Annotated in this window: 20 protein-coding genes; 12 read left to right on the plus strand and 8 right to left on the minus strand. The window is 74.1% G+C overall.

Annotation, left to right across the window (positions count from 1 at the left end; translation table 11 throughout):
- Nucleotides 1–22 precede the first annotated feature (22 nt).
- Nucleotides 23–1,891 (minus strand): molecular chaperone DnaK, encoded by a 1,869-nt coding sequence (gene dnaK, locus AB0B20_RS05945; RefSeq protein ID WP_357385223.1) that lies wholly within the window; start codon nucleotides 1,889–1,891, stop codon nucleotides 23–25.
- A 210-nt stretch (nucleotides 1,892–2,101) separates the two neighbouring features.
- Here dnaK and AB0B20_RS05950 point away from each other — a divergent pair, with 210 nt between their 5' ends.
- Genes AB0B20_RS05950 through AB0B20_RS05960 form a run of 3 tightly spaced genes read left to right on the plus strand, consistent with a single transcriptional unit; the run spans nucleotide 2,102 to nucleotide 6,898 of the window.
- Nucleotides 2,102–3,919: an ABC transporter gene (locus AB0B20_RS05950; RefSeq protein ID WP_357385225.1), complete on the plus strand. Its 1,818-nt coding sequence runs from the start codon at nucleotides 2,102–2,104 to the stop codon at nucleotides 3,917–3,919.
- Entirely contained in the window at nucleotides 3,916–5,619 is a 1,704-nt protein-coding gene (locus AB0B20_RS05955) for a GTPase (protein ID WP_357468481.1), read from the plus strand. The genes AB0B20_RS05950 and AB0B20_RS05955 overlap by 4 nt, the downstream gene beginning before the upstream one ends.
- A 52-nt stretch (nucleotides 5,620–5,671) precedes the next feature.
- Nucleotides 5,672–6,898, plus strand: a complete 1,227-nt coding sequence (locus AB0B20_RS05960; RefSeq protein ID WP_357385229.1) for a hypothetical protein — start codon at nucleotides 5,672–5,674, stop codon at nucleotides 6,896–6,898.
- 33 nt (nucleotides 6,899–6,931) lie between these two features.
- Here AB0B20_RS05960 and AB0B20_RS05965 read toward each other — a convergent pair whose 3' ends face one another.
- Nucleotides 6,932–7,678: a hypothetical protein gene (locus AB0B20_RS05965; protein WP_357385231.1), complete on the minus strand. Its 747-nt coding sequence runs from the start codon at nucleotides 7,676–7,678 to the stop codon at nucleotides 6,932–6,934.
- Between the two features lie 486 nt (nucleotides 7,679–8,164).
- Between AB0B20_RS05965 and pdhA the strand changes: the two genes are divergently transcribed.
- The 6 genes from pdhA (at nucleotide 8,165) to AB0B20_RS05995 (ending at nucleotide 17,327) form a co-directional block, all read left to right on the plus strand.
- A complete protein-coding gene (gene pdhA / locus AB0B20_RS05970) occupies nucleotides 8,165–9,343 on the plus strand; it encodes a pyruvate dehydrogenase (acetyl-transferring) E1 component subunit alpha (RefSeq protein WP_357385233.1) in 1,179 nt (392 codons plus the stop codon).
- Nucleotides 9,343–10,332 carry an alpha-ketoacid dehydrogenase subunit beta gene (locus AB0B20_RS05975; RefSeq protein ID WP_357385235.1) on the plus strand — a complete coding sequence of 330 codons (990 nt, stop codon included), beginning with the start codon at nucleotides 9,343–9,345 and terminating at the stop codon, nucleotides 10,330–10,332. The genes pdhA and AB0B20_RS05975 overlap by 1 nt, the downstream gene beginning before the upstream one ends.
- A 5-nt stretch (nucleotides 10,333–10,337) precedes the next feature.
- Nucleotides 10,338–11,801, plus strand: a complete 1,464-nt coding sequence (locus AB0B20_RS05980) for a dihydrolipoamide acetyltransferase family protein (RefSeq protein WP_357468681.1) — start codon at nucleotides 10,338–10,340, stop codon at nucleotides 11,799–11,801.
- 224 nt (nucleotides 11,802–12,025) lie between these two features.
- Nucleotides 12,026–12,163, plus strand: coding sequence for a hypothetical protein (locus AB0B20_RS05985; RefSeq protein ID WP_176730560.1), 138 nt, complete (start codon nucleotides 12,026–12,028; stop codon nucleotides 12,161–12,163).
- Nucleotides 12,164–12,510: 347 nt separating this feature from the next.
- Nucleotides 12,511–15,375 (plus strand): hypothetical protein, encoded by a 2,865-nt coding sequence (locus tag AB0B20_RS05990; RefSeq protein WP_357468484.1) that lies wholly within the window; start codon nucleotides 12,511–12,513, stop codon nucleotides 15,373–15,375.
- A 119-nt stretch (nucleotides 15,376–15,494) separates the two neighbouring features.
- Nucleotides 15,495–17,327, plus strand: a complete 1,833-nt coding sequence (locus AB0B20_RS05995; RefSeq protein ID WP_357468487.1) for an NHL domain-containing thioredoxin family protein — start codon at nucleotides 15,495–15,497, stop codon at nucleotides 17,325–17,327.
- Nucleotides 17,328–17,387: 60 nt separating this feature from the next.
- On the opposite strand, the gene AB0B20_RS06000 is transcribed toward AB0B20_RS05995, so the two are convergent.
- Genes AB0B20_RS06000 through AB0B20_RS06010 form a run of 3 tightly spaced genes read right to left on the minus strand, consistent with a single transcriptional unit; the run spans nucleotide 17,388 to nucleotide 19,601 of the window.
- Nucleotides 17,388–18,137, minus strand: coding sequence for a 5-oxoprolinase subunit PxpA (locus AB0B20_RS06000; protein WP_357468490.1), 750 nt, complete (start codon nucleotides 18,135–18,137; stop codon nucleotides 17,388–17,390).
- On the minus strand, nucleotides 18,121–18,990 hold the full coding sequence (locus AB0B20_RS06005; protein ID WP_357385243.1) for a biotin-dependent carboxyltransferase family protein: 870 nt from the start codon (nucleotides 18,988–18,990) through the stop codon (nucleotides 18,121–18,123). Before AB0B20_RS06005 ends, AB0B20_RS06000 begins: the two co-directional genes overlap by 17 nt.
- The gene (locus AB0B20_RS06010) at nucleotides 18,987–19,601 is read right to left on the minus strand and encodes an allophanate hydrolase subunit 1 (RefSeq protein WP_357468493.1); all 615 of its coding nucleotides are present in this window, start codon (nucleotides 19,599–19,601) and stop codon (nucleotides 18,987–18,989) included. Before AB0B20_RS06010 ends, AB0B20_RS06005 begins: the two co-directional genes overlap by 4 nt.
- 75 nt (nucleotides 19,602–19,676) lie before the next feature.
- On the opposite strand from AB0B20_RS06010, the gene AB0B20_RS06015 reads away from it, so the two are divergent.
- Complete coding sequence (locus AB0B20_RS06015) at nucleotides 19,677–20,354, plus strand: hemolysin III family protein (RefSeq protein ID WP_357468497.1); 678 nt, start codon at nucleotides 19,677–19,679, stop codon at nucleotides 20,352–20,354.
- 81 nt (nucleotides 20,355–20,435) lie between these two features.
- Here AB0B20_RS06015 and AB0B20_RS06020 read toward each other — a convergent pair whose 3' ends face one another.
- The gene (locus tag AB0B20_RS06020) at nucleotides 20,436–20,726 is read right to left on the minus strand and encodes a DUF6458 family protein (protein ID WP_318331784.1); all 291 of its coding nucleotides are present in this window, start codon (nucleotides 20,724–20,726) and stop codon (nucleotides 20,436–20,438) included.
- 117 nt (nucleotides 20,727–20,843) lie between these two features.
- Here AB0B20_RS06020 and AB0B20_RS06025 point away from each other — a divergent pair, with 117 nt between their 5' ends.
- Nucleotides 20,844–21,380 carry a histidine phosphatase family protein gene (locus AB0B20_RS06025; RefSeq protein WP_357385250.1) on the plus strand — a complete coding sequence of 179 codons (537 nt, stop codon included), beginning with the start codon at nucleotides 20,844–20,846 and terminating at the stop codon, nucleotides 21,378–21,380.
- 10 nt (nucleotides 21,381–21,390) lie between these two features.
- Here AB0B20_RS06025 and AB0B20_RS06030 read toward each other — a convergent pair whose 3' ends face one another.
- The gene (locus tag AB0B20_RS06030; RefSeq protein ID WP_357468502.1) at nucleotides 21,391–21,798 is read right to left on the minus strand and encodes a helix-turn-helix domain-containing protein; all 408 of its coding nucleotides are present in this window, start codon (nucleotides 21,796–21,798) and stop codon (nucleotides 21,391–21,393) included.
- A 136-nt stretch (nucleotides 21,799–21,934) separates the two neighbouring features.
- On the opposite strand from AB0B20_RS06030, the gene AB0B20_RS06035 reads away from it, so the two are divergent.
- Complete coding sequence (locus tag AB0B20_RS06035; RefSeq protein WP_357385254.1) at nucleotides 21,935–22,801, plus strand: aldo/keto reductase family oxidoreductase; 867 nt, start codon at nucleotides 21,935–21,937, stop codon at nucleotides 22,799–22,801.
- 9 nt (nucleotides 22,802–22,810) lie between these two features.
- On the opposite strand, the gene AB0B20_RS06040 is transcribed toward AB0B20_RS06035, so the two are convergent.
- The gene (locus AB0B20_RS06040) at nucleotides 22,811–23,080 is read right to left on the minus strand and encodes a DUF6458 family protein (protein ID WP_013283345.1); all 270 of its coding nucleotides are present in this window, start codon (nucleotides 23,078–23,080) and stop codon (nucleotides 22,811–22,813) included.
- Nucleotides 23,081–23,098 lie beyond the last annotated feature (18 nt).

The following is a 23,098-nucleotide window of genomic DNA, read 5'->3' on the forward strand; positions in this document are numbered from 1 at the left end:
GAATCGTGTCCGGGACCGGATGTCACTTCTTGTCCTCGTCCACGATCTCCGCGTCGACCACGTCGTCGGCGCCACCGGCCTTCGGGCCACCGGCCGCACCCGCGCCGGCACCCGCGCCCGGCCCGGCCGCACCCGGGGCGGTCTGCTCGCCCTCCTGCTGCTGGGCGTAGAGCAGCGAGCCCGCCTGCTGGGAAACCTGCGCCAGCTTCTCGTGCGCGGACTTGATCTTCTCGATGTCCTGTCCGCCGAGGGCGCTGCGCAGCTCGCCGAGCGCCTCGTTGAGCTGGTCGCGGTTCTCGCCGGGCAGCTTGTCGCCGCTCTCGGCGAGGAACTTCTCGGTCTGCCACTGGAGCGCCTCGGCCACGTTGCGGGTCTCGGCCTCCTCACGGCGACGCTTGTCCTCGTCGGCGTGCTCCTCGGCGTCCCGGCGCATCCGCTCGATGTCGTCCTTCGGCAGCGAGGAGCCGCCGGTGATCGTCATCTTCTGCTCCTTGCCGGTGCCCAGGTCCTTCGCGTGCACGTTCACGATGCCGTTGGCGTCGATGTCGAACGTGACCTCGATCTGCGGCACGCCGCGCGGGGCCGGCGGGAGACCGGTCAGCTCGAAGGTGCCGAGCTTCTTGTTGTAGGCGGCGATGTCCCGCTCGCCCTGGAACACCTGGATCAGCACCGACGGCTGGTTGTCGTCGGCGGTGGTGAACACCTCGGAGCGCTTGGTCGGGATGGTGGTGTTGCGCTCGATGAGCTTGGTGAAGATGCCGCCCTTGGTCTCGATGCCCAGGCTCAGCGGGGTCACGTCGAGCAGCAGGACGTCCTTGACCTCGCCCTTGAGCACACCGGCCTGGAGGGCCGCGCCGACGGCGACGACCTCGTCCGGGTTGACGCCCTTGTTCGGGTCGCGGCCGGTGAGCTGCTTGACCAGGTCGGTCACGGCCGGCATACGGGTCGAGCCGCCGACCAGGATGACGTGGTCGACGTCGGAGATCTTGATCCCGGCGTCCTTCACGGCCTGCTCGAACGGGCCCTTGCAGCGGTCCAGCAGGTCCTGCGTCATGCGCTGGAACTCGGCGCGGCTGAGCGTCACGTCGAGGTGCAGCGGACCGGCCGAGCCGGCGGTGATGTACGGCAGGTTGATGTTGCTGGTGGTGGCGGCGGACAGCTCGATCTTGGCCTTCTCGGCCGCCTCCTTGAGCCGCTGCATCGCCATCTTGTCCTGCGAGAGGTCGATGCCGTGCTCGCCGCGGAACGTCTTCACCAGGTGGTCGATGATGCGCTGGTCCCAGTCGTCACCACCGAGCTGGTTGTCACCGCTTGTGGACTTGACCTCCACCACGCCCTCGGCCAGCTCCAGCAGCGACACGTCGAAGGTGCCGCCACCGAGGTCGAAGACCAGGACGGTCTGCTCCTTGGAGCCCTTGTCCAGGCCGTACGCCAGGGCCGCCGCGGTCGGCTCGTTCACGATCCGCAGCACGTTGAAGCCGGCGATCTCACCGGCCTCCTTGGTGGCCTGGCGCTGCCCGTCGTTGAAGTAGGCCGGGACGGTGATCACCGCGTCGGTGATCTGCTCGCCCAGGTACGCCTCGGCGTCCCGCTTGAGCTTCATCAGCGTGCGCGCCGAGATCTCCTGCGGGGTGTACTTCTTGCCGTCGATGTCGACGGTCCAGTTGGTGCCGATCTCACGCTTGACCGACCGGATGGTCCGGTCGGGGTTGGTCACCGCCTGGCGCTTGGCGACCTCACCGACGAGCACCTCGCCGTTGCGGGCGAACGCGACGATCGAGGGAGTCGTACGCGAGCCCTCGGCGTTGGCGATGACGGTGGGCTCACCGCCCTCGAGAACGCTGACGCAGGAGTTCGTCGTGCCGAGGTCGATGCCGACCGCACGTGCCATGTTCGCTTCCTCGCTTCGTAACGGGTGAGCAGGTCAGACGGCCTGCCCGGCGGGCCGCCCGGAAGCGACCGCACCACAAGTTGAGTGAACTTGACTCAATAGTGCCACGCGTTCGCCAATCCGCAAGTCGAGGTTGAGCCGACCCGGCGCAACCCGACCGTTACTACCGTCCGGTTGTCTTACCTTGCGTCGGTCGGGCACGCTTTAGCGGTGACGACGCATGGCGATTCCGCCACCCGTGCCGGCGCGCCCGCCGTCGCAGCCCGCACCGGAGCCACCACCGGCGACGATCAGCCTGCTCACGCCGCCGACGGCCTGCCCGCCGCGCTCACCGGCCTGCGGGCCGCGATCGGCGCGGCCCGCTTCCCGCTCGCCCTGCCCTCGGCCGAGCCGGCCCGGCACGCCGCGGCGAGCGTCACCGACCAGCTCGACGACTACCTGCTGCCCCGGCTGGCCCGCCTCGACGCCCCGCTCCTGGTGGTCGTCGGCGGCTCCACCGGTGCCGGCAAGTCGACGCTCGTCAACAGCCTGGTGAAGGCGCGGGTCAGTGCGGCCGGTGTGCTCCGCCCGACCACCCGCTCCCCGGTGCTCGTGTGCAGCCCGGCCGACGCCTCCTGGTTCCGGCAGGGCGAGCTGCTGCCCGGCCTGACCCGGACCACCGAACCGAGCGACCAGCCGGGCACCCTGCACCTGGTCACCGCCCCGGCGCTGCCGCCCGGCCTGGCCTTCCTCGACGCACCCGACATCGACTCGGTGGTCGACGCCAACCGGGCGCTCGCCGGCCAGCTCCTCGCCGCCGCCGACCTCTGGCTGTTCGTCACCACCGCCGCCCGCTACGCCGACGCCGTCCCCTGGGAACTGCTGCGCAGCGCCAGCGCCCGGGGCACCGCGGTGGCGATGGTGCTGGACCGGGTACCCCCGGAGGCGGCCGACGAGATCGCCACCCACCTGTCCGAGATGCTCGCCGAGCAGGAACTGGGCGCCGCGCCGCTGTTCGTGCTGCCGGAGACCTGGGTGGACGGGCAGGGGCTGCTGCCGGACCGGATCACCGCACCGCTGAGCGACTGGTTCACCCGGCTGGCCGCCGACGCCGAGGCCCGCGCCGCGGTGGTCCGGCAGACGCTCGACGGCGCGCTCGCCGCGCTGCACCCGGTGGTGGAGGTGCTGGCCGAGGCCGCCGACGAGCAGGTCACCGCCGCCGACGCGCTGGACGAGCGGGTGCGGGCCGCGTACCGCGGCGCGGAGCGGAGCGTCGACCAGGGGCTCAAGGACGGCCGGTTGCTGCGCGGCGAAGTGCTGGCCCGCTGGCAGGAGTTCGTCGGCACCGGCGAGTTCTTCCGTGGGCTGGAGGCCCGCATCGGGCGGCTGCGCGACCGGGTGGTCGCCGCGGTCACCGGACGGCCCGCACCCGCCGCGGAACTGCGTACCGCGATCGAGTCCCAGCTCGTCACGCTGCTGCGCGGGGTGACCGCCGAGGCGGCGGAGAACGCGTACACCAGCTGGAAGGCGCACCCGGCGGGCGCGGCGCTGCTGGAACCGGACCTGGCCCACCCCTCGGCCGACCTGCCCGAGCGGGCCGAGCAGCTCGTCCGCGACTGGCAGCGCGGCGTGCTGGAGCTGGTCCGGGTCGAGGGCGGCGACCGGCGGTTCGTGGCCCGCACGGCCGCGTACGCGGTGAACGCCACCGGCCTCGCCGTCATGATCGGCGTGTTCGCCTCCACCGCGTTCATCCCCACCGGGCTGGAGGTCGCCGCCGGCACCGGCACCGCGGTGGCCGGGCAGACGGTGCTCCAGGCGATCTTCGGCGACCAGGCGGTCCGCAACCTGGCCCGCACGGCCCGCGTCGACCTGCTCGACCGGGTCGGCAAGCTGCTGGCCGAGGAGGCCGCGCGCTACCTGACCCGCACCGAGGCCGAACGCCCGGCCGCGAACGCCGGCGCGGCGCTGCGCTGGGCCGCCGTCGAGGTCGAGCGGGCCCGGCACCGCAGCGGTCTGTTCCCGACCCCCGAGCAGGACGGCCGCCCGTGAGCGCAGGCAAGGACGGCACCGTGAGCAACATCGTGGGACGGATGCGCGAGGCGATGCGGGGTGAGCAGCGGGTCGACCCGGACGTCCTGATCGAACGGCTGACCGCGATCCAGCGGTTCCTCGGCGCGGTGGACGGCCACGTGCCCGACGCCCAGCTCGTCCCCGCCCACACGGTGGTCGAGCGCGCCGGTGACCGCCTCGCGCTCTCCGGCCGGCACACGGTGGTCGCGCTCGCCGGCGCGACCGGCAGCGGCAAGTCGAGCCTGTTCAACTCGCTGGCGCGGCTCGACCTCTCCCCGGTCGGCGTGCGCCGGCCCACCACCGGTGTCGCGCACGCCTGCGTGTGGGGCCCGCTGGACGGCGCGGTCCGGCTGCTCGACTGGGTGGGGGTGCTGCCCCGGCACCGGTTCGTCCGGGAGAGCCCGCTCGACGGCGACGACGAGTCGAACCTGCACGGCCTGGTGCTGCTCGACCTGCCCGACTTCGACTCGGTGCAGCACGGCCACCGGTTGGAGGTCGACCGCCTGCTCGGCCTGGTCGACCTGGTGGTCTGGGTGGTCGACCCGCAGAAGTACGCCGACCGCGTGATCCACACCAGCTACCTGCGCGAGTTCCACAGGCACCGGGACGTCACGGTCGTGGTGCTCAACCAGGCCGACCGGCTGCACCCGACCGAGCTGCCCAAGGTCCTCGACGACCTGCGCCGGCTGCTCGACGCCGACGGGCTGGACGGGGTGCCGCTGCTGCCCACAGTCGCGGTGGACCCGAACGGGCTGGACGGGTTGCGGGCCGAGCTGGAGCGTACGGTCGCCGAGCGGCAGGCCGCGCTGCGCCGGCTCTCCGGCGACGTGGACGCCGTGGTGGCCGATCTCGAACCGCTCGTGGGGCCGGAGCCGCCGCGCACCCGGCCCGGTGACGCCTCGGCACAGGAGCTGACCCGGGCACTCGCCGGGGCGGCCGGGGTGCCGACGGTGGCGGCGGCGGTGGAGGGCGCGTACCGGCACCGGGCGGTGGGCAACACCGGCTGGCCGCTGCTGCGGAGCTGGCGCAAGCTGCGGCCGGATCCGCTGCGCCGGCTGCACCTGTCCGGCCGGGATCCGGACGCGCCGGCGGAGAGCCTGGTCGCGGCCACCTCCGTACCCGATCCGACGGCCGCGCAGCGCTCCGCCGTCACGCTGGCGATCCGCGCGGTGGCCGAGCGGTCCGGGGCCGGCCTGCCGGTGCCGTGGCCCACCGCGGTGACCGCCGCGGCCCGGGCCCGGCAGGCCGACCTGCCGGGCGCGCTCGACCACGCGGTCGCCGCGACCGACCTGGGCATGGAGCGGCGACCGGCCTGGTGGCGGGTGGTGGGCGCGCTCCAGTGGGTGGTCACCCTCGCCGCGCTGGCCGGCCTGGTCTGGCTGCTCCTCGGGTACGCGGTGCGCCTGCTCGGCCTGCCGCCGCTGGAGCACCCGACGCTCGGCGTGGTGCCGTGGCCGACCGTCCTGCTGCTCGGCGGCCTGCTGGCCGGGCTGCTGATCGCGGCGGTGACCCGGCCGGTGGTCCGGTGGGCGGCCCGACGGGCCCGGTCGCGGGCCGAGGAACGCCTGCTCACGTCGGTGGGCAGCGTCAGCGAGAAGTACGTGCTCGATCCGGTCTGGGCGGTGCTGGCGCGCTACGGCACGGCGCGGGACGCGCTGCGCGAGGCGGGACGGCGCTGAGCCCGGCGTGCTGACCGGTGTGAGGGCGGCGCGTGCGGCGTAGGGTCGACGCATGGCCACGCCACAGACCCCCTACGACGCGGTGCTGCACGCCGCGCGCGACGTGACGAGGCTCGACTCGGCCCTGGACGCGGAAATGCTCGGCGCCGCGTTGCTGGGCAGCGTCTACGCCGTCGCGGAGCACGACCGGGAGCAGGCCGTCCGCGAGTTCGTCAGCGGCTTCCTCGCCGCCACGTCCCGGCGCCGCAGCGCCGCCGCGACCACCCTGCGGGCCGTCTTCGCCGCCCTGGTGCCCGACGCCGAGGGCGCCGCCCGGGTCCGGCCCGGCGCGTACGCCCCGTCGTGGGCCGGCCAGCTCGGCCGGGTGCGCGTGACGGGCGCCTGGGCCTACGGCGACGTGTACGGCGACCAGACCTCCTACCTCGCCACCTTCGCGTACGACGACGAGGAGGAAGGCGGCCCGGAGCACGCCCTGGTGGCCCTCGTCGACCACAACATCGGCATCACCAAGGACGTCTTCGTCGGCGGTCCGGCCGGACGGATCGTCGAGCAGGCCCGGGAGATCTGCACCGAGGACGAGTTCACCTGGTTCCGCACCGAGGACCCGGCCCGGATGCACGCCGAGGTGAGCCGTCACCTGGCGGTCACCGACGACCTCGCCGAGCTGCCCGCGCAGGGCTCGCTCGCCACCGACCGGGCGCTGGTGGGCGCCCGGCTGGCCGCGCTGCCGGGGCCGACGCCGCCGCCCGGTCCGGCGGTCGTGCCGCCGCCCACCGACGAGGAACGCACCCGCCTGGTCCGGGTTTTCCTCGACTCGCCGGAGGCGGCCCGGTTCGGCCTGCCCGAGGTGGCCGACGGCGAGCTGGCCTCGCTGCATTTCTGCCTCGGCCTGCTGCTCGACCACGCGGCCAGCTTCCCTGATGCCGACCCGATGCGGTGGAGCCCGATGGTGGCCGAGCTGTTCCTGCTCGACTGGGTGCACCGCCGCGCCGTGCTGGACATGGACGACGCGGCGATGCTTCCCCGGGTGCTGCGCGCCTGGGCGGCGTACGCGGCCCGGCAACGCGGGCTGTCGCAGCCGGCCGCCGCCCGGACGGACGAGGCGATCACCGAGATGGTCCCGGAGTTCGCCCGGCTCTACAGCACCGGCGAGCGGCGCAGTCCGGCCACCGCGGCGGTGGCCCAGCTGATGGCGGACGGGGTGGACCCGGACGACCCGGAGGCGCTGAACGCGTGGATCGAGGCGAACCGTCACCGCCTCACCGACGACCCGGCCTGACCCGAGGCGCCCCGTCGTCGCGTGGCCACGCCCCTAGGCGGTCGCTGTGGGCGTCGGCGTATCGGCTGGTGTTGTCGGCTCGGCGGTGGAACCCGACGACGACGTGGCGGTGGGCTCGGTGGTGGGGTCCGAGGGCGGCTCGGACGTCGGCTCGGCGGTGTCCGAGGGCTCGGAGGTCGGCTCGACTGTCGTGACGGACGGCTCGGGGCTCGGGCTGGGGCTCGGGGTCCGGCTGGGCTCGGGCGTACCCGGGTGCGACGGCGACGGTGAGGGCACCGGAGACGGGCGCGGCGGGCGTACCGGCGTGGGACGGACCGGCGTGGACGGCGGCGGCGGTACGGCGACCGGGCGGGACCGGCGCCGGGAGCCGAGGTCGCTGTCGTCGGGCAGGGCCGGCGCCGCCGGGAGTACCGGGATGAACGGTCGCGCCGGGGGCACCGAGGTCACGTCGACGGCGGGCGTGGGTGTGGACGGCACGGGGGCCTGGGTGCCGTGCGGCATCGGGATGACCACCGGTCCGACGGAGGGGGTCGGCAGGAACGGGGTGCTCGTGTCGGGGAGCGCGCTGTTGCCGACGGTGGCCGAGCCGGTGCTGATCGCGGCGAGGATCGGCATCGACGCGGTGCCGGCGAGCAGGGCCACGGTGAGCAGGTAGCCGCGGCTGGGACCGCCGGTTCCGGAGGCGCGGTGCGCGCCCACGATCCGGCGGTACGGCGAGGCGGGCAGCGCCCGGTGCCGGCCGAGGAGGGGCGTACCGGGCGGACCCTCTGGTTCGGACACCGGCACACTCCTCACGTGCGGACAGGACGGGAGAGCGCGCGCGGATATTAGGACAAATGCCGCGCTAGGGCTCGACGTCAGCTTGACCCAGTGACGCTCAGTTCACCAGCCGCAACCGCGTGTCGACACACATTTTGTACGTCGGGCCCTCTCGCCACTGCGGACAAACCCGCTCATCCGTCGTCAACCCGACCGAACCTCACCTGCGAGGGAGGCCATACTGTGGGCCCGCTCACCTCCTCTGCAATCATTCAGGCATGACGGCAACGCAGCCGGCACCTCCGCGTACCCCGCGGCTGGTGCGGAACGATGCCGGCGCTCCCGGGCCAGGGTCCGTCCCCGACTGACTCCGGCTCACGCCGCGCGGCAACCCCTACCGGGGTGAGGCGCGGTCGCCAGGGACCGACCCGGCACCAGCCGGGCGGCGCACGAGGTGCTCGGCTCGGGTCACCCCCGGCGCCGGCGCAGACAGACAGGGAGAGACGGATGGCAAAGGGCGACCCCGGGGCCGCCACCCGCAGCAAGCGGGCCGCACCCCGCACCAGACGCGCCGCCGCGACCGGTGAACCGGAACTCGTACAGCTGCTGACCCCCGAGGGTGAGCGGATCGAGACCGCGCTCGGCCCGGACGGGACCGAGTATCGCGTCGACTTCACCGACGAGGAGTACCGCGGGCTCTACCGCGACCTCGTGCTGGTCCGCAAGCTGGACGCCGAGGCCACCGCCCTGCAGCGCCAGGGCGAGCTGGGCCTGTGGGCCAGCCTGCTGGGCCAGGAGGCCGCGCAGGTCGGCTCCGGCCGGGCGCTGCGTACGCAGGACATGGCCTTCCCGACCTACCGCGAGCACGGCGTGCTCTACTGCCGCGGCATCGACCCGATCATGCCGCTGGGCCTGTTCCGTGGCGTCGACCAGGGCGGCTGGGACCCGAACGAGTTCAAGTTCAACATGTACACGATCGTCATCGGGGCGCAGACCCTGCACGCGACCGGGTACGCCATGGGCGTCGCCATGGACGGCAAGACCGGCGGCGAGGACGGCGAGGCGGTCATCGCCTACTTCGGCGACGGCGCCACCAGCCAGGGCGACGTCAACGAGTCGTTCGTCTGGGCCAGCGTCTTCAACGCCCCGCTGGTGTTCTTCTGCCAGAACAACCAGTACGCCATCTCCGAGCCGCTGGAGCGGCAGACCCGCGTGCCGCTGTACCGGCGGGCCGGCGGTTTCGGCTTCCCCGGCGTCCGGGTGGACGGCAACGACGTGCTCGCGTCGTACGCCGTGACCCGGCACGCGCTGGACAACGCGCGCAACGGCCAGGGCCCGAGCCTGATCGAGGCGTACACCTACCGGATGGGCGCGCACACCACCTCGGACGACCCGACCCGCTACCGCATCGCCAGCGAGGTCGAGGCGTGGCAGGCCAAGGACCCGATCGCCCGGATGAAGGCGTTCCTCACCAAGCAGAAGATCGCCGACGAGTCGTTCTTCACCGAGGTCGACGAGCAGGCCCGCACCGAGTCGGTGCACCTGCGCGAGCGCGTGCTCGCCATGCCCGACCCGCAGCCGGTGACCATGTTCGACCACGTCTACCCCAACGGCTCTCCCGAGCTGGACGAGCAGCGGGCCCGGTTCACGCAGTACATGGAGTCCTTCGAGGGGAGCGCGCACTGATGGCCACGGAGACGCTCACCCTCGGCAAGGCACTCAACACCGGCCTGCGGCGGGCCCTGGAGAACGACCCCAAGGTCGTCATCATGGGCGAGGACGTCGGCAAGCTCGGCGGCGTGTTCCGGATCACCGACGGCCTCCAGAAGGACTTCGGCGACCAGCGCGTGATCGACACCCCGCTGGCGGAGTCCGGCATCATCGGCACGGCCGTCGGCCTGGCCATCCGTGGTTTCCGGCCGGTCTGCGAGATCCAGTTCGACGGCTTCGTCTACCCCGCGTACGACCAGATCGTGTCGCAGGTGGCGAAGATGCACTACCGCTCGCAGGGCAAGGTGCGGATCCCGATGGTCATCCGCATCCCGTTCGGCGGCGGCATCGGCGCTGTCGAGCACCACTCCGAGTCGCCCGAGGCGTACTTCGCGCACACCGCCGGTCTCAAGGTGGTGAGCTGCGCGAACCCGCAGGACGCGTACGTGATGATCCAGCAGGCCATCGCGTCGGACGACCCGATCGTGTTCCTGGAGCCGAAGCGGCGCTACTGGGAGAAGGGTCCGGTGGACCTGGACGCGCCGGTCGCCGACGCGTACCCGCTGCACTCGGCCCGGGTCGTGCGGGCCGGCACCGACGCGACGGTGCTGGCGTACGGCCCGATGGTCCGCACCGCGCTGGACGCGGCCACCGCCGCCGCCGAGGACGGCCGCGAGCTGGAGGTCATCGACCTGCGCACGATCTCGCCGCTGGACCTGACCGCCGTGTACGAGTCGGTGCGGCGCACCGGCCGCTGCGTGGTGGTGCACGAGGCCCCGGGCAACCTGGGTCTCGGGTCGGAGATCGCGGCCCGGATCACCGAGGAGTGCTTCTACTCCCTGGAGTCCCCGGTGCTGCGGGTGACCGGCTTCGACACCCCCTACCCGGCCGCCCGGGTGGAGGAGGAGTACCTGCCCGACCTGGACCGGGTGCTCGACGCCGTCGACCGCACCTTCGGCTGGTGAGCGGCATGTCCCGGATCAAGGAGTTCAACCTTCCCGACCTCGGCGAGGGCCTGACCGAGGGCGAGATCCTCGCCTGGCTCGTCAAGGTCGGCGACGACATCGAGCTGAACCAGCCGATCGTCGAGGTGGAGACCGCCAAGGCGGCGGTCGAGATCCCGGCGAAGTGGGCCGGCCGGGTGCGGGCGATCTTCCACCCGGAGGGGTCGACCGTCGAGGTCGGCGTGCCGATCATCGCGATCGACACCGACCCGGGCGCCGGGCCGATCGAGGAGTCGACCACCGCCGTCCCCACGTCGGAGCTGCCCACCCCGTCGGCCGCGTCGCTGGCGGCGGTGCAGGTCGCGCCCGCCGAGGGCATGGTCGAGCCGGGCCTGATCGGTGGTGTGGCCCCGGGTGGGCGTACCGCCGTGCTGGTCGGCTACGGCCCGCGCAACGCCCCGGCCAAGCGCCGTCCGCGCAGGGGCGACGTGCCGGCGCAGCCGGCCGCACCGGCTCAGGCCGCCGCCCCGGCGGCACCCGCGCCTGTCGCTCCCGCGCCGGTGACGCCGGCGGTGAACGGCAACGGCCGGGTCTCCGGTCCGGTGCTGGCCAAGCCGCCGGTCCGCAAGCTGGCGAAGGATCTCGGCATCGACCTGGCCACGCTCACCGGCTCGGGTCCGCTCGGCTCGATCACCCGCGAGGACGTACAGCGGGCGGCGACGGCGACCCCGGCGGCGGCCGAGCCGCTGACGGTCGCGGCACCGGCCGCGTCGGCGGCGAGCTTCGGCGCGGACCGCGAGCAGCGCATCCCGGTCAAGGGGGTACGCAAGCTCACCGCCGAGAACATGGCCCGCTCGGCATTCACCGCCCCGCACGTCACGGAGTTCCTGACCGTCGACGTGACCCGGGCGATGAAGGCGCTGGACCGGCTGCGTGACCGGCGCGAGTGGCGGGACGTACGCGTCTCACCGCTGCTGCTCGTCGCCAAGGCGGTGCTGCTGGCGGTCAAGCGGCACCCGATGGTCAACTCGACCTGGGCCGGCGACGAGATCGTGGTGAAGGAGTACGTCAACCTCGGCATCGCGGCGGCCACCGAACGCGGTCTGATCGTGCCGAACATCAAGGACGCCGGGCGGCTCTCGCTACGCGAGCTGGCGGACGCGATGACGGAGCTGGTGCGGACCGCGAAGTCGGGCCGGACGTCCCCGTCGGACATGTCCGGCGGCACGCTCACCATCACCAACGTCGGCGTCTTCGGCGTCGACACCGGTACGCCGATCCTGCCCCCGGGCGAGTCGGCGATCCTCGCCTTCGGCGCGGTACGCGAGCAGCCGTGGGTGCACAAGGGCAAGGTCAAGCCGCGCCTGGTGACCACGCTGGGGCTGTCCTTCGATCACCGGATCATCGACGGTGAGCTGGGCTCGAAGTTCCTCCGCGACATCGGGGACTTCCTGGCCGACCCGGAGGCGGCGCTGCTCGCCTGGACCTGACGTACCACCGCTCCGGTCACGGCCGGTGTGCCACGGGTGAACGCCCGGCACACCGGCCGCGGCCGTTGAGGGAACAGAATCAAAGGGTCCGCAGTCGTGTGGACCTACGATCCTTAGGTACGTGGTTCAGCTCACCTAATAATCGATGGCGATCGGCGGCCCGGTGCGCTTAAATAGAGACATCAAGGGGCTGACAACCGAATAGCCAGGAGGAGAGACCCGAGATGAGCATGATCGAGCGAATCCGCACCCGCCGCGACGCCAACCGCCGCGCCCGCGCCATCGAGCACGCGCTGCGGTCCGCCAACTCGCCCGCGGTCCGCGAGGAGCTTCTCGCCATCGCCCAGCGTCACCTGAGCTGACGCCACACACCTTTCTCACCTCCTCCAGTCCGAAGACCCGCCCGGCACCGGGCGGGTCTTCGGCGTATCGGTATCGCTCGGCACCGGGATTCCACCTCGCTCCACCGCCCGGTACGGTTGGCACGGTCGCCAACCGGCTGACTCCGGACGCACGAGAGACAGCGAAACCCATCGACGTCGTCCGGTGACATTCGGTGACCGCTGATGCTCCCCCGAGCGGCCTCGGGCGACCACCGGATACGGTGCGGGGAGCCCGCACGGCCGGTACCCGCCGGCGACGCCGGCAGCCGTGCCGACGGTCTCCCGACCGGCATCGGCGGCCGACCTGTGATGGAGGAGGCGCACCCATGACGTCCGAGGCTCCGCACCGCCCCGGCCACGAGCCGGGCGAGGTGTCGCCGGGCACCGGCGGACCGGTGCCGTACGGCGATCAGCCGGCGCAGCAGGACAACGGGTACAACGGCGCACCCGACCTCGGCTGGGCACCGCCCCCGCCCGCCGGCCGGCCCGCGCAGCCGGCCCCTGCCTGGGCCGCGAACGACGACCAGCCACCCGCGTGGGCCCCGCCCGCCGGCCAGCCGGTGACCGGGCGGGCGACCGCCCAGGTCCCGCAGCCCGCCTGGGGCGGCAACGACCAGGGCAACCCCGCCTGGGCCGGTTCCGGCGGCCCCGCCTGGGGCAACCAGGAGCAGCCCGGACCGGACCGCGCCGCCGACCCGTCGCCGCCCGCCTGGGCCGCCACGCCGCCGGGCAGCCCGGCCGAGCCGGCGCAGGCCCCCTGGACCGCCGAGCAGAACCGTCCCGGCCGGGGCTCCGGCGATCAGCCGGGCTGGTCGCCGGCAGGTGACCAGGCCGCACGCGGCACCGGTTACGTGCCCGCCCCGGCCACCGTGCCGAACGAGACCTGGGTCACGCCCAGCCCGGCGGACGACCCGCACCGCTCCGGCGGCTTCGCGCCCACCGGCGGGCAGCACGACGACGCTCCCGGCCGCGCCGGTGGCTGGGCCGCCGCGCCGCCGCCGGACGACCCGAACCGCTCCGGCGGCTGGAACCCGCGCGACGAGCAGCCCGCCGCGTCCGACGACCCGAACCGCTCGGGCGGCTGGAACCCACGGGAGAGCCAGCCGGCCTGGGCACCGGGTCAGCAGACCGGCGCCACCTGGCCGCCGGCCGACCCGTCGCCGCCCGCCCGGGCCGCCGCCGCGGTCCCGGTGCCCGGCGCCGCCCGGCCGGACAACGCCTGGTCCGCTGCCGAGCAGTCCGATCAGGACGGCCGCTCGCCGGAGGACAGCGGCGGCTGGCGGCAGTCGGGTGCGCCGCAACACGACGAGGGACACCGGTCCGGCGGCTGGCCCGCCCCGCAGGCCGAGAACCGGTCCGGCGGCTGGGACGAGCCGGCCCGCAGCGAGGACCCGGACCGTTCCGGCGGCTGGGCCGCCGGTCGCGCCGCAAGCCCGGCCGAGGCGCAGCCGGGCGGCTGGGAGCCGAACCAGAGCCGGCAGGCCGGTGGCTGGAACGACGGCCCCGCCGCACCGCAGCAGCGTGACTCCGGCGAGCAGGGCGGTGCCTGGGGTGGCGCCGCCGTACCGCGGCAGCACGAGAGCGGGCGGCCGGCTGACGAACCGGCGCAGCCCGCCTGGGGTGCCGCCGCGCCGGCCGAGGCCCGCGCGAGCGTGCCCGCACCGTCTCCCGACGCGCCCTCCGGCTGGGGCGGCAACCAGGACGAGCGTCCGGCCGCACCGTCGCCCGAGCCGTGGTCGCCGGCCGAGGCGTGGGGCCGGTCCGAGGACTCCGCTCCGGCCTATCAGCCAGCGCCCGCGCCGGGCATCTCCCCCGGCAACGCGGTGCCGTTGCCGGCGCAGCAGCAGCGGGTGCCGGGCGCCGCGCTGGCCGCCGCGCCGCCCGCCGACCAGCCGGGCACCGAACCCCAGGGGTACGAGCCGGAGCGCGGCGACGGCGCCTGGGGGGCGTCCCGCCCGGAGGAGCCGCAGTCGCCCGCCGTTCCCACGCCGCGTACCTCCCCGGAGGGCGGCCCGGTCTCGGCGAGCGCGTCGGTCCCGGTGGCCAGCCGGGTCACCCCGCCGTCCGACCAGCCGCTGCCGACCAGCGCCCCGACGCCGCAGCCCCGGGTGTACGGCCGGCCCGCCCGCCCGGAGCCCGAGGACGCCCACGAGCCCGACGAGACCGGGTACCCCGGCCAGGACGGGCCGCACGGCAACGGCTTCCCTGGGCCGGGCCGGCAGGCGAGGTCCGAGGACGCCGACGGCCCGCACGGGTACGCCGGAGCGCCCTCCGAGCCGGCCGCGCCGCCGTCGTTCCCGGTCGGCGTGCCGTCCTTCGTGGACCCGCCCGGCAACACCCGTCCCGCAAACGGCGTGCACCCGGGCGGCGAGCAGCCCGACGTGCGTGACCCGTTCGGCGGTCCGCAGAGCCCGTACGGCGGCCAGGACGCATTCGGCGGCCCGGGCGGCCGGCCGGACTCGTACGGCGCTCCCGGCGGCCAGGACGCGTTCGGCGGCCCGGGCGGCCGGCCGGAGACGTTCGACGGGCCGGGCGGGCAGCAGGCGCCGTTCGGCAGCCCGGCCGCGCGGCCCGAGCCGTTCGGCGGGCCGGATGCGTTCGGTGGGCCGGCCGGTCAGCCGGCGCCGTTCGGCAGCCCGGCCGGGCGGCCGGAGCCGTTCGGCGAGCCGGACCGGTTCGGGCCGTCGGCCGGGGGCCGTGCCTCGGTAGCCGTGCCCGGCCAGGGCCCGGCCGGCGGGATGAACGCCTTCCCGCCCCCGCCCCAGCAGGCCCCGCCCGCCTGGGCGCAGGACGGCCCCGGCGGCGAGCCGGAGCAGGGCCGCTTCGACGCGTTCAAGCCGGATGCCGTCGAGTCGCAGACCGAGGCGCCCCCGCCGAAGGTGCGCAACGGCCGGGTGCTCGCCGCCGTACTGATCGCGGCGGTGCTCATCCTCGCCGTGCCGCTGGGTCTGCTGACGCTGCTCGGCAAGGTCGGCGACGACAAGTCGGCGGGCTTCGACCCGGCGGTCGGCTCCTGCGTGAAGCAGTCCGGCACGAGCGCCGTGGCCGCCGACTGCGGCGAGCCGGGCGCGTTCAGCGTGGTGTCGAAGGTGGACAACAAGGACAAGTGCGCCGACCAGGCGCAGCCATCGGTCTCGGTGGAGGGCGGCGGGACCACCCGGGTGCTCTGCCTGAAGCCGGCCGGCCAGTAACCGCACGTACGCGGAGCGCCCATCCCTCGCCGGGGTGGGCGCTCCGCCGTTTCCGGTGTGCGTCTGTTCACCCCCGGATCGCCGGGAGCGCGCCGCGCCGGTGCGGCACGATGGAGGGCATGAGCGCACGCGTACGGGCACCGGAACTGCGGGGTCGGGCCTGGCTGAACACCGGCGGCAAGGGCGTCACGCTGGCCGATCTTCGCGGCAAGATCGTTTTGCTCGACTTCTGGACGTTCTGCTGCGTCAACTGCCTGCACGTGCTCGACGAGCTGCGCCCGCTCGAAGAGAAGTACGGCGACGTCCTGGTCGTGATCGGGGTCCACTCGCCGAAGTTCGAGCACGAGAAGGACCCGGCGGCGCTGGCCGCGGCCGTCGAGCGGTACGGCGTGCACCACCCGGTGCTCGACGACGCCGAGATGGACATGTGGCAGCAGTACGCGGCCAAGGCGTGGCCGACCCTGGCCGTGGTCGACCCCGAGGGGTACGTGGTCGCCACCATGGCCGGCGAGGGGCACGCCGAAGGGCTGGCCCGGCTGGTCGACGAGCTGATCGCCACCCACGAGGCGAAGGGCACGCTGCACCGGGGCGAGGGCCCGTACGTGCCTCCCGCCGAGCCGGACACCGTGCTGCGGTTCCCCGGCAAGGCCGTACCTCTCGAAGGCGGGAACCTGCTGGTCAGCGACTCGGCCCGGCACTCCCTGGTCGAGCTGGCCGCCGACGGCGAGACGGTGGTCCGCCGCATCGGCACCGGTGCCCGGGGCCGGACCGACGGCCCGCCCTCCGCCGCCACGTTCGCCGAGCCGCAGGGGCTCTGCCTGCTGCCGCCGCACGTGGCCGAGGTGGCCGGTTACGACGTGGTCGTCGCGGACACTGTCAACCACCTGCTGCGCGGCGTACGGCTGTCCTCCGGCGAGGTGGTCACGGTGGCGGGCAGCGGGCGGCAGTGGCGCTCGACCGTCGACGACCACGCGCACGACGCCCGCGCTGTCGACCTGTCGTCCCCGTGGGACGTGGCCTGGTACGACGACCGGGTGGTCGTCGCGATGGCCGGCATCCACCAGCTCTGGTGGTTCGACCCGATCAAGCGGACCGCCGGCATGTACGCCGGCACCACCGTCGAGGCGCTGCGGGACGGCCCGCTGCCGGACGTGTGGATGGCCCAGCCGTCCGGGTTGTCGGTGTCGGCCGACGGCAGCCGGCTCTGGGTCGCGGACAGCGAGACGAGCGCGATCCGGTGGGTCTCCGGCGGCGTGATGCACACCGCCGTCGGGCAGGGCCTGTTCGACTTCGGGCACGTGGACGGCCCGGCCGACCAGGCGTTGCTCCAGCACCCGCTGGGCGTGTGCGCGCTGCCCGACGGCTCGGTGCTGATCGCCGACACGTACAACGGTGCGGTGCGCCGCTTCGACCCGGAGACCGGGCAGGTGGGCACCGTGGCGGACGGGCTGGCCGAGCCGAGCGACCTGGTGCTCACCGGTGAGGGCGACGTGCTGGTGGTCGAGTCGGCCGCGCACCGGCTGACCCGGCTGGCGCCGGGCGCGCTGACGTCGGCCGGGGCGAACACGGTGGACGGCCCCCGGCACCGGCTGGAACGGAAACCGACCGACGTGGCGGCCGGGGAGCTGACCCTGGACGTGATCTTCACGCCGGCGCCGGGGCAGAAGCTCGACGAGACGTACGGGCCGTCGACCCGGCTGGTGGTCTCGGCGTCCCCGCCGGAGTTGCTGGTCGAGGGCGCGGGCACCACCACCGACCTGTCCCGCAGGCTGGTGGTCAGCGGCGACGTGGCGCAGGGGGTGCTTCAGGTGACGGCCCAGGCGGCGACCTGCGACGCCGACGTGGAGCACGCGGCCTGCCACCTGACGCGGCAGGACTGGGGCGTGCCGGTCCGGGTGGTCACCGGTGGCGCGACCCGTGTGCCGCTGGTCCTGCGCGGGATGGACGCCTGACGGCGCGTGTTAAGAAGGGCCCCTTCCTCTACCGGAGGCGTTAACAGGGGGCCCTTCCTTTCACGCGAACGGAGTGGGCGTGACCCCCGCGTCGACGAGCGCGGCCCGCACGAGTTCCGCGCACCGCACCGCCCCCGGCGTGTCCCCGTGCAGGCAGATCGACTCGACCGGGCAGGGGATCACCGTGCCGTCCACAGCGACCAGGGTCTGCTCGACGGCCATCCGTACCGCCCGGGCGGCCACCTGCTCCGGGTCGGTCACCAGCGCGTCCGGTGAGCCGCGCGGCACCAGCGTGCCGTTTGGCAGGTAGTTGCGGTCGGCGAAGCCCTCGGCCACCACGCGCAGGCCCGCGCCGGCCGCCAACTGGGCCAGCACGGTGCCGGGCTGGCAGAGCACCGGCAGCTCGTGGTCGTACCCGCTGATCGCCGCCACCAGCGCGGCGGCCTGGCCCTCGTCGCGGGCTGCCGCGTGGTAGAGCGCGCCGTGCGGTTTGAGGTAGCGGACCCGGGTGCGGTACAGCCGGCAGAAGGCGTCGAGCGCCCCGAGCTGGTAGATCGTCTCGTCGCGCAGCTCGGCGAAGTCGTACGCGATGTGCCGCCGGCCGAAGCCGGCGAGGTCCCGGTACCCGACCTGCGCGCCCACCGCGACGCCGCGTTCGGCGGCGCCGGCGCAGACCCGGTGCATGGTGGCCGCGTCACCGGCGTGGAAGCCGCAGGCGACGTTCGCGGAGCTGATCAGGTCGAGCAGCGCGTGGTCGTCGCCCAGCCGCCAGCTTCCGAATCCCTCGCCCAGGTCAGCGTTGAGGTCCATGGAACGTCACCGTAGTGCCTGGCCGGGCCTGGGCGAGCGCTGTCACGTCGTCCACCACCCCGATGACCGGGTACCCCCCGGTGGTGGGGTGGTCGGCCAGGAAGACCAGCGGCCGGCCGTCCGGCGGCACCTGCACCGCGCCGAGCACCAGACCCTCGCTGGGCAGTTCACCGGCGACCGCGCGGGGCAGCGCCGCGCCGGCCAGTCGCGCGCCGACCCGGTTGCTGTCCGGGCTCATCGTGTACGCGGCGCGGCACAGCAGGTCGAGCGCCTCGGGGGTGAACCAGTCCTGCCGGGGCCCGGGGCGCACGGCCAGCCGCAGTTCGTCGGGGACCGGCCCGGTGACGGCGAGGTCGACGGGTGCGGGTGGGCCGGCCGGGGTGCCGAGCGGCAGCCGGTCCCCGTCGCGCAGCGGCGGCGGCCCGAGGCCGGAGAGCGTGTCGGTGGCGCGGCTGCCGAGCACCGGCTCGACGGCGATCCCGCCGCTGACCGCCAACCAGGTCCGCACCCCGGCGCGGGCCGGTCCGACGCGCAGCACCGCGCCCGCCGGGAGCGAGAGCGCCCGTCCCACGTCCCCCGGGCGCGGTTGTGTGTCCCCGGCCCGCCACTCGACGGTCACGTCGGCCGGGGCGCCGGTGAGCGCGACGGCGACGGCCCGGGTGAACCGCAGTACGCAGCCGGTCATGGTGATCTCCAGGCCGGCGGCGCGTTCGTCGTTGCCGGCGAGCCGGTTGGCCAGGCGCAGGGCGGCCGGGTCGAGGGCGCCGGAGCGGGGGACGCCGAGGTGCGCCCACCCGGGGCGGCCCTGGTCCTGGACGGTGGTGAGCGCCCCGGCCCGCAGCACCTCGATCACGGGGCGTCGACCAGCCGGACCCGGGTGCCGGGGGTGAGCCGGGCGGGCGGGTCGGCGTGCACGTCGAACAGCGGCAGGTCGGTGCGGCCGACGAGCAGCCAGCCGCCGGGGGACGCGGTGGGGTAGATGCCCGCGTACGGGCCGGCGAGCGCGACCGAGCCGGCCGGCACCCGGGTACGCGGCGTGGCGAGCCGGGGCACCGCCAGCTCGGGCGGCAGCCCGGTCAGGTACGCGAACCCGGGCGCGAACCCGCAGAACGCGACCCGGAACTCGGTGCGCCGGAGCCGGTCGGCGACGGCCGGCACGTCGACGTGCCAGTGTTCCGCGACCAGTGGGAGGTCGTCGCCGTCGTACACGACCGGCACCCGGACCTCGGCGGCGGCCGTGCCGGAGCCGGTGGTGCGGGGGTGCCAGCGGGCGATCCGGGCTGCGGTCGCCTCCGGGTCCGGTACGCCGTCGAGCAGCACGGTGACCGCGCCGGGGACGATCTCGGTGGCGGTCAGCTCGCCCGCTTCGCGCCGGTGCCACAGCTCGGCCCGCCACGCCTGCGCCTGGGCCGCGTCGTCACAGTCGAGGAGCAGGGCGTACGCCCCGACCGGCCGGATCCGCATCCGGTCATCCTCCCGTCGGGTGAGGTGACGGTCCACACTACTTGCAAGTAACCTACGCCGTCGTAACCTATTGAGGTGACGACCTCCGCACCGTTCCGGCTCCGGCCGGCCGACATCGGGAAGCCGCGTATGCGCGGCTGGCTGCACGCGTACGCGTTCTTCGCCGCTCTCGTCTGCGGCATCGTGCTCTGTTCGATCGCCGCCGGTCGTCCCGGCTGGGCGCCGCTGGTGAGCTGCCTGATCTACAGCTTCACCGTGTGCGGGTTGTTCGGCACCAGCGCGCTCTACCACCGGCGGGTCTGGTCCGAACGCGGCTACCAGATCATGCGCCGGATGGACCATTCGATGATCTTCGTGTTCATCGCCGGCACCTACACGCCGTTCTGCGCGCTGCTGCTGGACACCCGGCAGGCCACGATCATGCTGAGCCTGGTCTGGGGTGGCGCGATCGCCGGCGTGGCGGTCAAGCTGATCTGGCCGCACGCGCCGCGCTGGGTGTCCGCCCCGCTCTACCTGGCGCTCGGCTGGGTCGCGGTGGCCATGCTGCCCCAGATCCTGCGCGCAGGCGGCGTCACCGCGCTGGTGCTGCTGAGCGCGGGCGGCGCGATCTACAGCGTGGGCGCGGTGTTCTACGCGCTGCGCCGGCCGAATCCGTGGCCCACCGTCTTCGGGCACCACGAGTTCTTCCACGCCTGCACGCTCGTCGCGGCGATCTGCCACCACATCGCGATCTACTTCGCCCTGTTCGCCTGAGCCGGGCCGCGTCACCGGCGCGGCTCCCCGGGCATGCGCGAGGGCCCCGCGCCGTTGCGGGGCCCTCGGGTTCTCGGGGGGTCAGGCCGGGTAGCCCGAGCCCGGACGGCGCACCTCGCGGTACTCCTCGCGCACGACGCGGTCGTCGCGCACCGGCACCACCGGCTCGGCGACCACCTGCTCGCGCACCGGGGCGGCCACCACCCGGCGGCGGCTGTTCCAGAAGTAGAGCGTGGTGAGCAGGCCGGCGACCCCGGCGAGCATGAGCACCCAGCCCACCACGTTGAGGTTCAGCCACCCCAGGTCGGCGTCCACGGCGAACGCGAAGATCGCGCCGAGCGCGATGAGAAAGATGCTGGCACCGATGCCCATGACGTCGCCTCCTTGGCGTCCTGCTGGCGTTTCCTGCCCGCCGCGGCCATGGATGAGGTAGCGGCACCCATCGACATACCCAGGCGCTTTGATCGTCAATCAGGCAAGCTGGGCGGTATGACGGACGGCAGGAACGGGCAGCGGACGCTGGTGCTGCTGCGGCACGCCAAGGCCGAGCAGTCCGCGAACGGCCCGGACGCGGAGCGGTCGCTCACCGCGCGGGGACACGCCGACGCGGCGGTGGCCGGCGCCTGGCTCGCCCGGCAGGGGCTGCTTCCCGACGTGGTGCTCTGCTCACCGGCCCGGCGCACCCGGCAGACCTGGCACGACGTGGCGACGGGCATGACCGGCTCACCGCCGGAGGGCGGCCCGGCGGGACCGCTCCCAGCGGTGCGGTACGAGACGACCGCGTACGACGCGCACCCGGCCCAGTTGCTGGATCTGCTGCGGACGGTCGACCCGACCGCCGGCACCGTGCTGCTCGTGGCCCACAACCCGGGCGTCTCGCTGCTCTCGGCGTTGCTCGACCCGCAGCGGGCGGACCCGGACGGGCTGCGTACCACGGATCTCGTGGTGCACCTGCCGACGACCGGGTGGGCCGACCTGGCCCCGGGAGGCGCGCCACTCACCGCCCGGCACACCGCCCGCGCCTGAACGGTACGACTCAGACCCGGCTGTCGTAGGCCTCCCGGTTGGCGAGCACGTCGTCCATGTGCGTCTCCGCCCAGAGCTTCAGGCCCCGGATCGTCTCGTGCAGCGACAGCCCGAGCGCGGTCAGCTCGTAGGTGACCGTCACCGGCACCGTGGGCTCGACGGTGCGGGTGACCAGGCCGTCGCGTTCCAGGTTGCGCAGCGTCTGGGTGAGCATCTTCTGGCTGACTCCCGCGAGCGTGCGGGACAGCTCCGAGTAGCGCATCGGGCGCGGCTCACCGGCGCAGTCGGCCCCGAACCGGTGCGAGCCGTCGCCGCGCAACGCGGCCAGCACCAACGTGACCCACTTGTCGGTGATCCGGGCGAGCAGTTGCCGGCTGGGGCACTGGGCCAGGAACGCGTCGTACTCCGCCTTGCTCATCCCTGCTCCTGCCGTCCGGCGAGCTACGCACTTTCAGGTGCCTACTTCCCACCAGAAACTTACACGCCGATAGTGGAACTCGGCGCCGTCACCCCGGCGGAGCCGCCAACGGACGACGAGAGCCAGAGGTACACGTATGGCACCCACCACCCTTCCCGGCGGCACCTGGACCCTGGGCGACCTGACCGTCACCCGGTTCGGCTACGGCGCCATGCAACTCGCCGGGCCCTGGGTCATGGGGCCGCCGGCCGATCACGACGGCGCCCTGGCGGTGCTGCGCGAGGCGGTCGCGCTCGGCATCACCCACATCGACACCAGCGCGGCGTACGGGCCGCACGTCACCAACCGGCTGATCCGGGAGGCGCTGCACCCGTACCCGGAATCGCTGCACGTCGTCACGAAGGTCGGCGCGGACCGGGACGAGCAGGGCGGCTGGCCCACGGCCCGGGATCCGGAGAGCCTGCGCCGGCAGGTCCGGGAGAACCTGGAGACGCTCGGCGTGGACGCGCTCGGCCTGGTCAACCTGCGGCTCGGCGACGCCACGGGGCCGCAGCCCGGCTCGCTCGCCGAGGCGCTGGAGACGCTCGTCGCGCTCCAGCAGGAGGGCGTGATCCGCCACCTCGGCCTGAGCAACGTGACGCCGGAACAGGTCGCCGAGGCACAGACCATCACGCCGATCGTCTGCGTGCAGAACCAGTACAACCTGGCCCACCGCGGCGACGACGACCTGATCGACGAGCTGGCCCGGCAGGGCGTCGCCTACGTGCCGTTCTTCCCGCTCGGCGGCTTCACCCCGTTGCAGTCCTCGGCGCTGTCCGCGGTGGCCGCACGCCTCGGGGCGACGCCGATGGGCGTCGCCCTCGCCTGGCTGCTGCGGCGCTCGCCGAACATCCTGCTGATCCCCGGTACGAAGTCCGTCGCGCACCTGCGTGAGAACGTCGCCGGCGCCGGCCTGCCCCTCTCCGGCGACGACCTCGCCGAGCTGGACCGGATCGGCCGCTGACGGGCGACCTCAGGACGGCGGGGCGGTCGGCGGCGGCGGGTCGGGCGGCGGCGGCATCATCGCTGTCGGATGCGACAGCCGGTTCTCCTCCACGATGAGCGTGCGGGCCCGCTTGCGGCGGTCCTGCCAGAACCACAGCGTCGTCAGCAGGACGCCCAGCCCGGCCAGGATGAACACCCAGCCGACCGCACGCAGGTCGATCCACCAGACGTTGGCCCGGATGGCGAAGGTCATGATCGCGCCGAGCGCGATGAGAAAGATGGCGCTACCAATGCCCATGTGCGCTGCACTCCCCCG

Source organism: Micromonospora sp. NPDC049151 (genome assembly GCF_040648395.1).
Taxonomy (GTDB): Bacteria; Actinomycetota; Actinomycetes; order Mycobacteriales; family Micromonosporaceae; genus Micromonospora.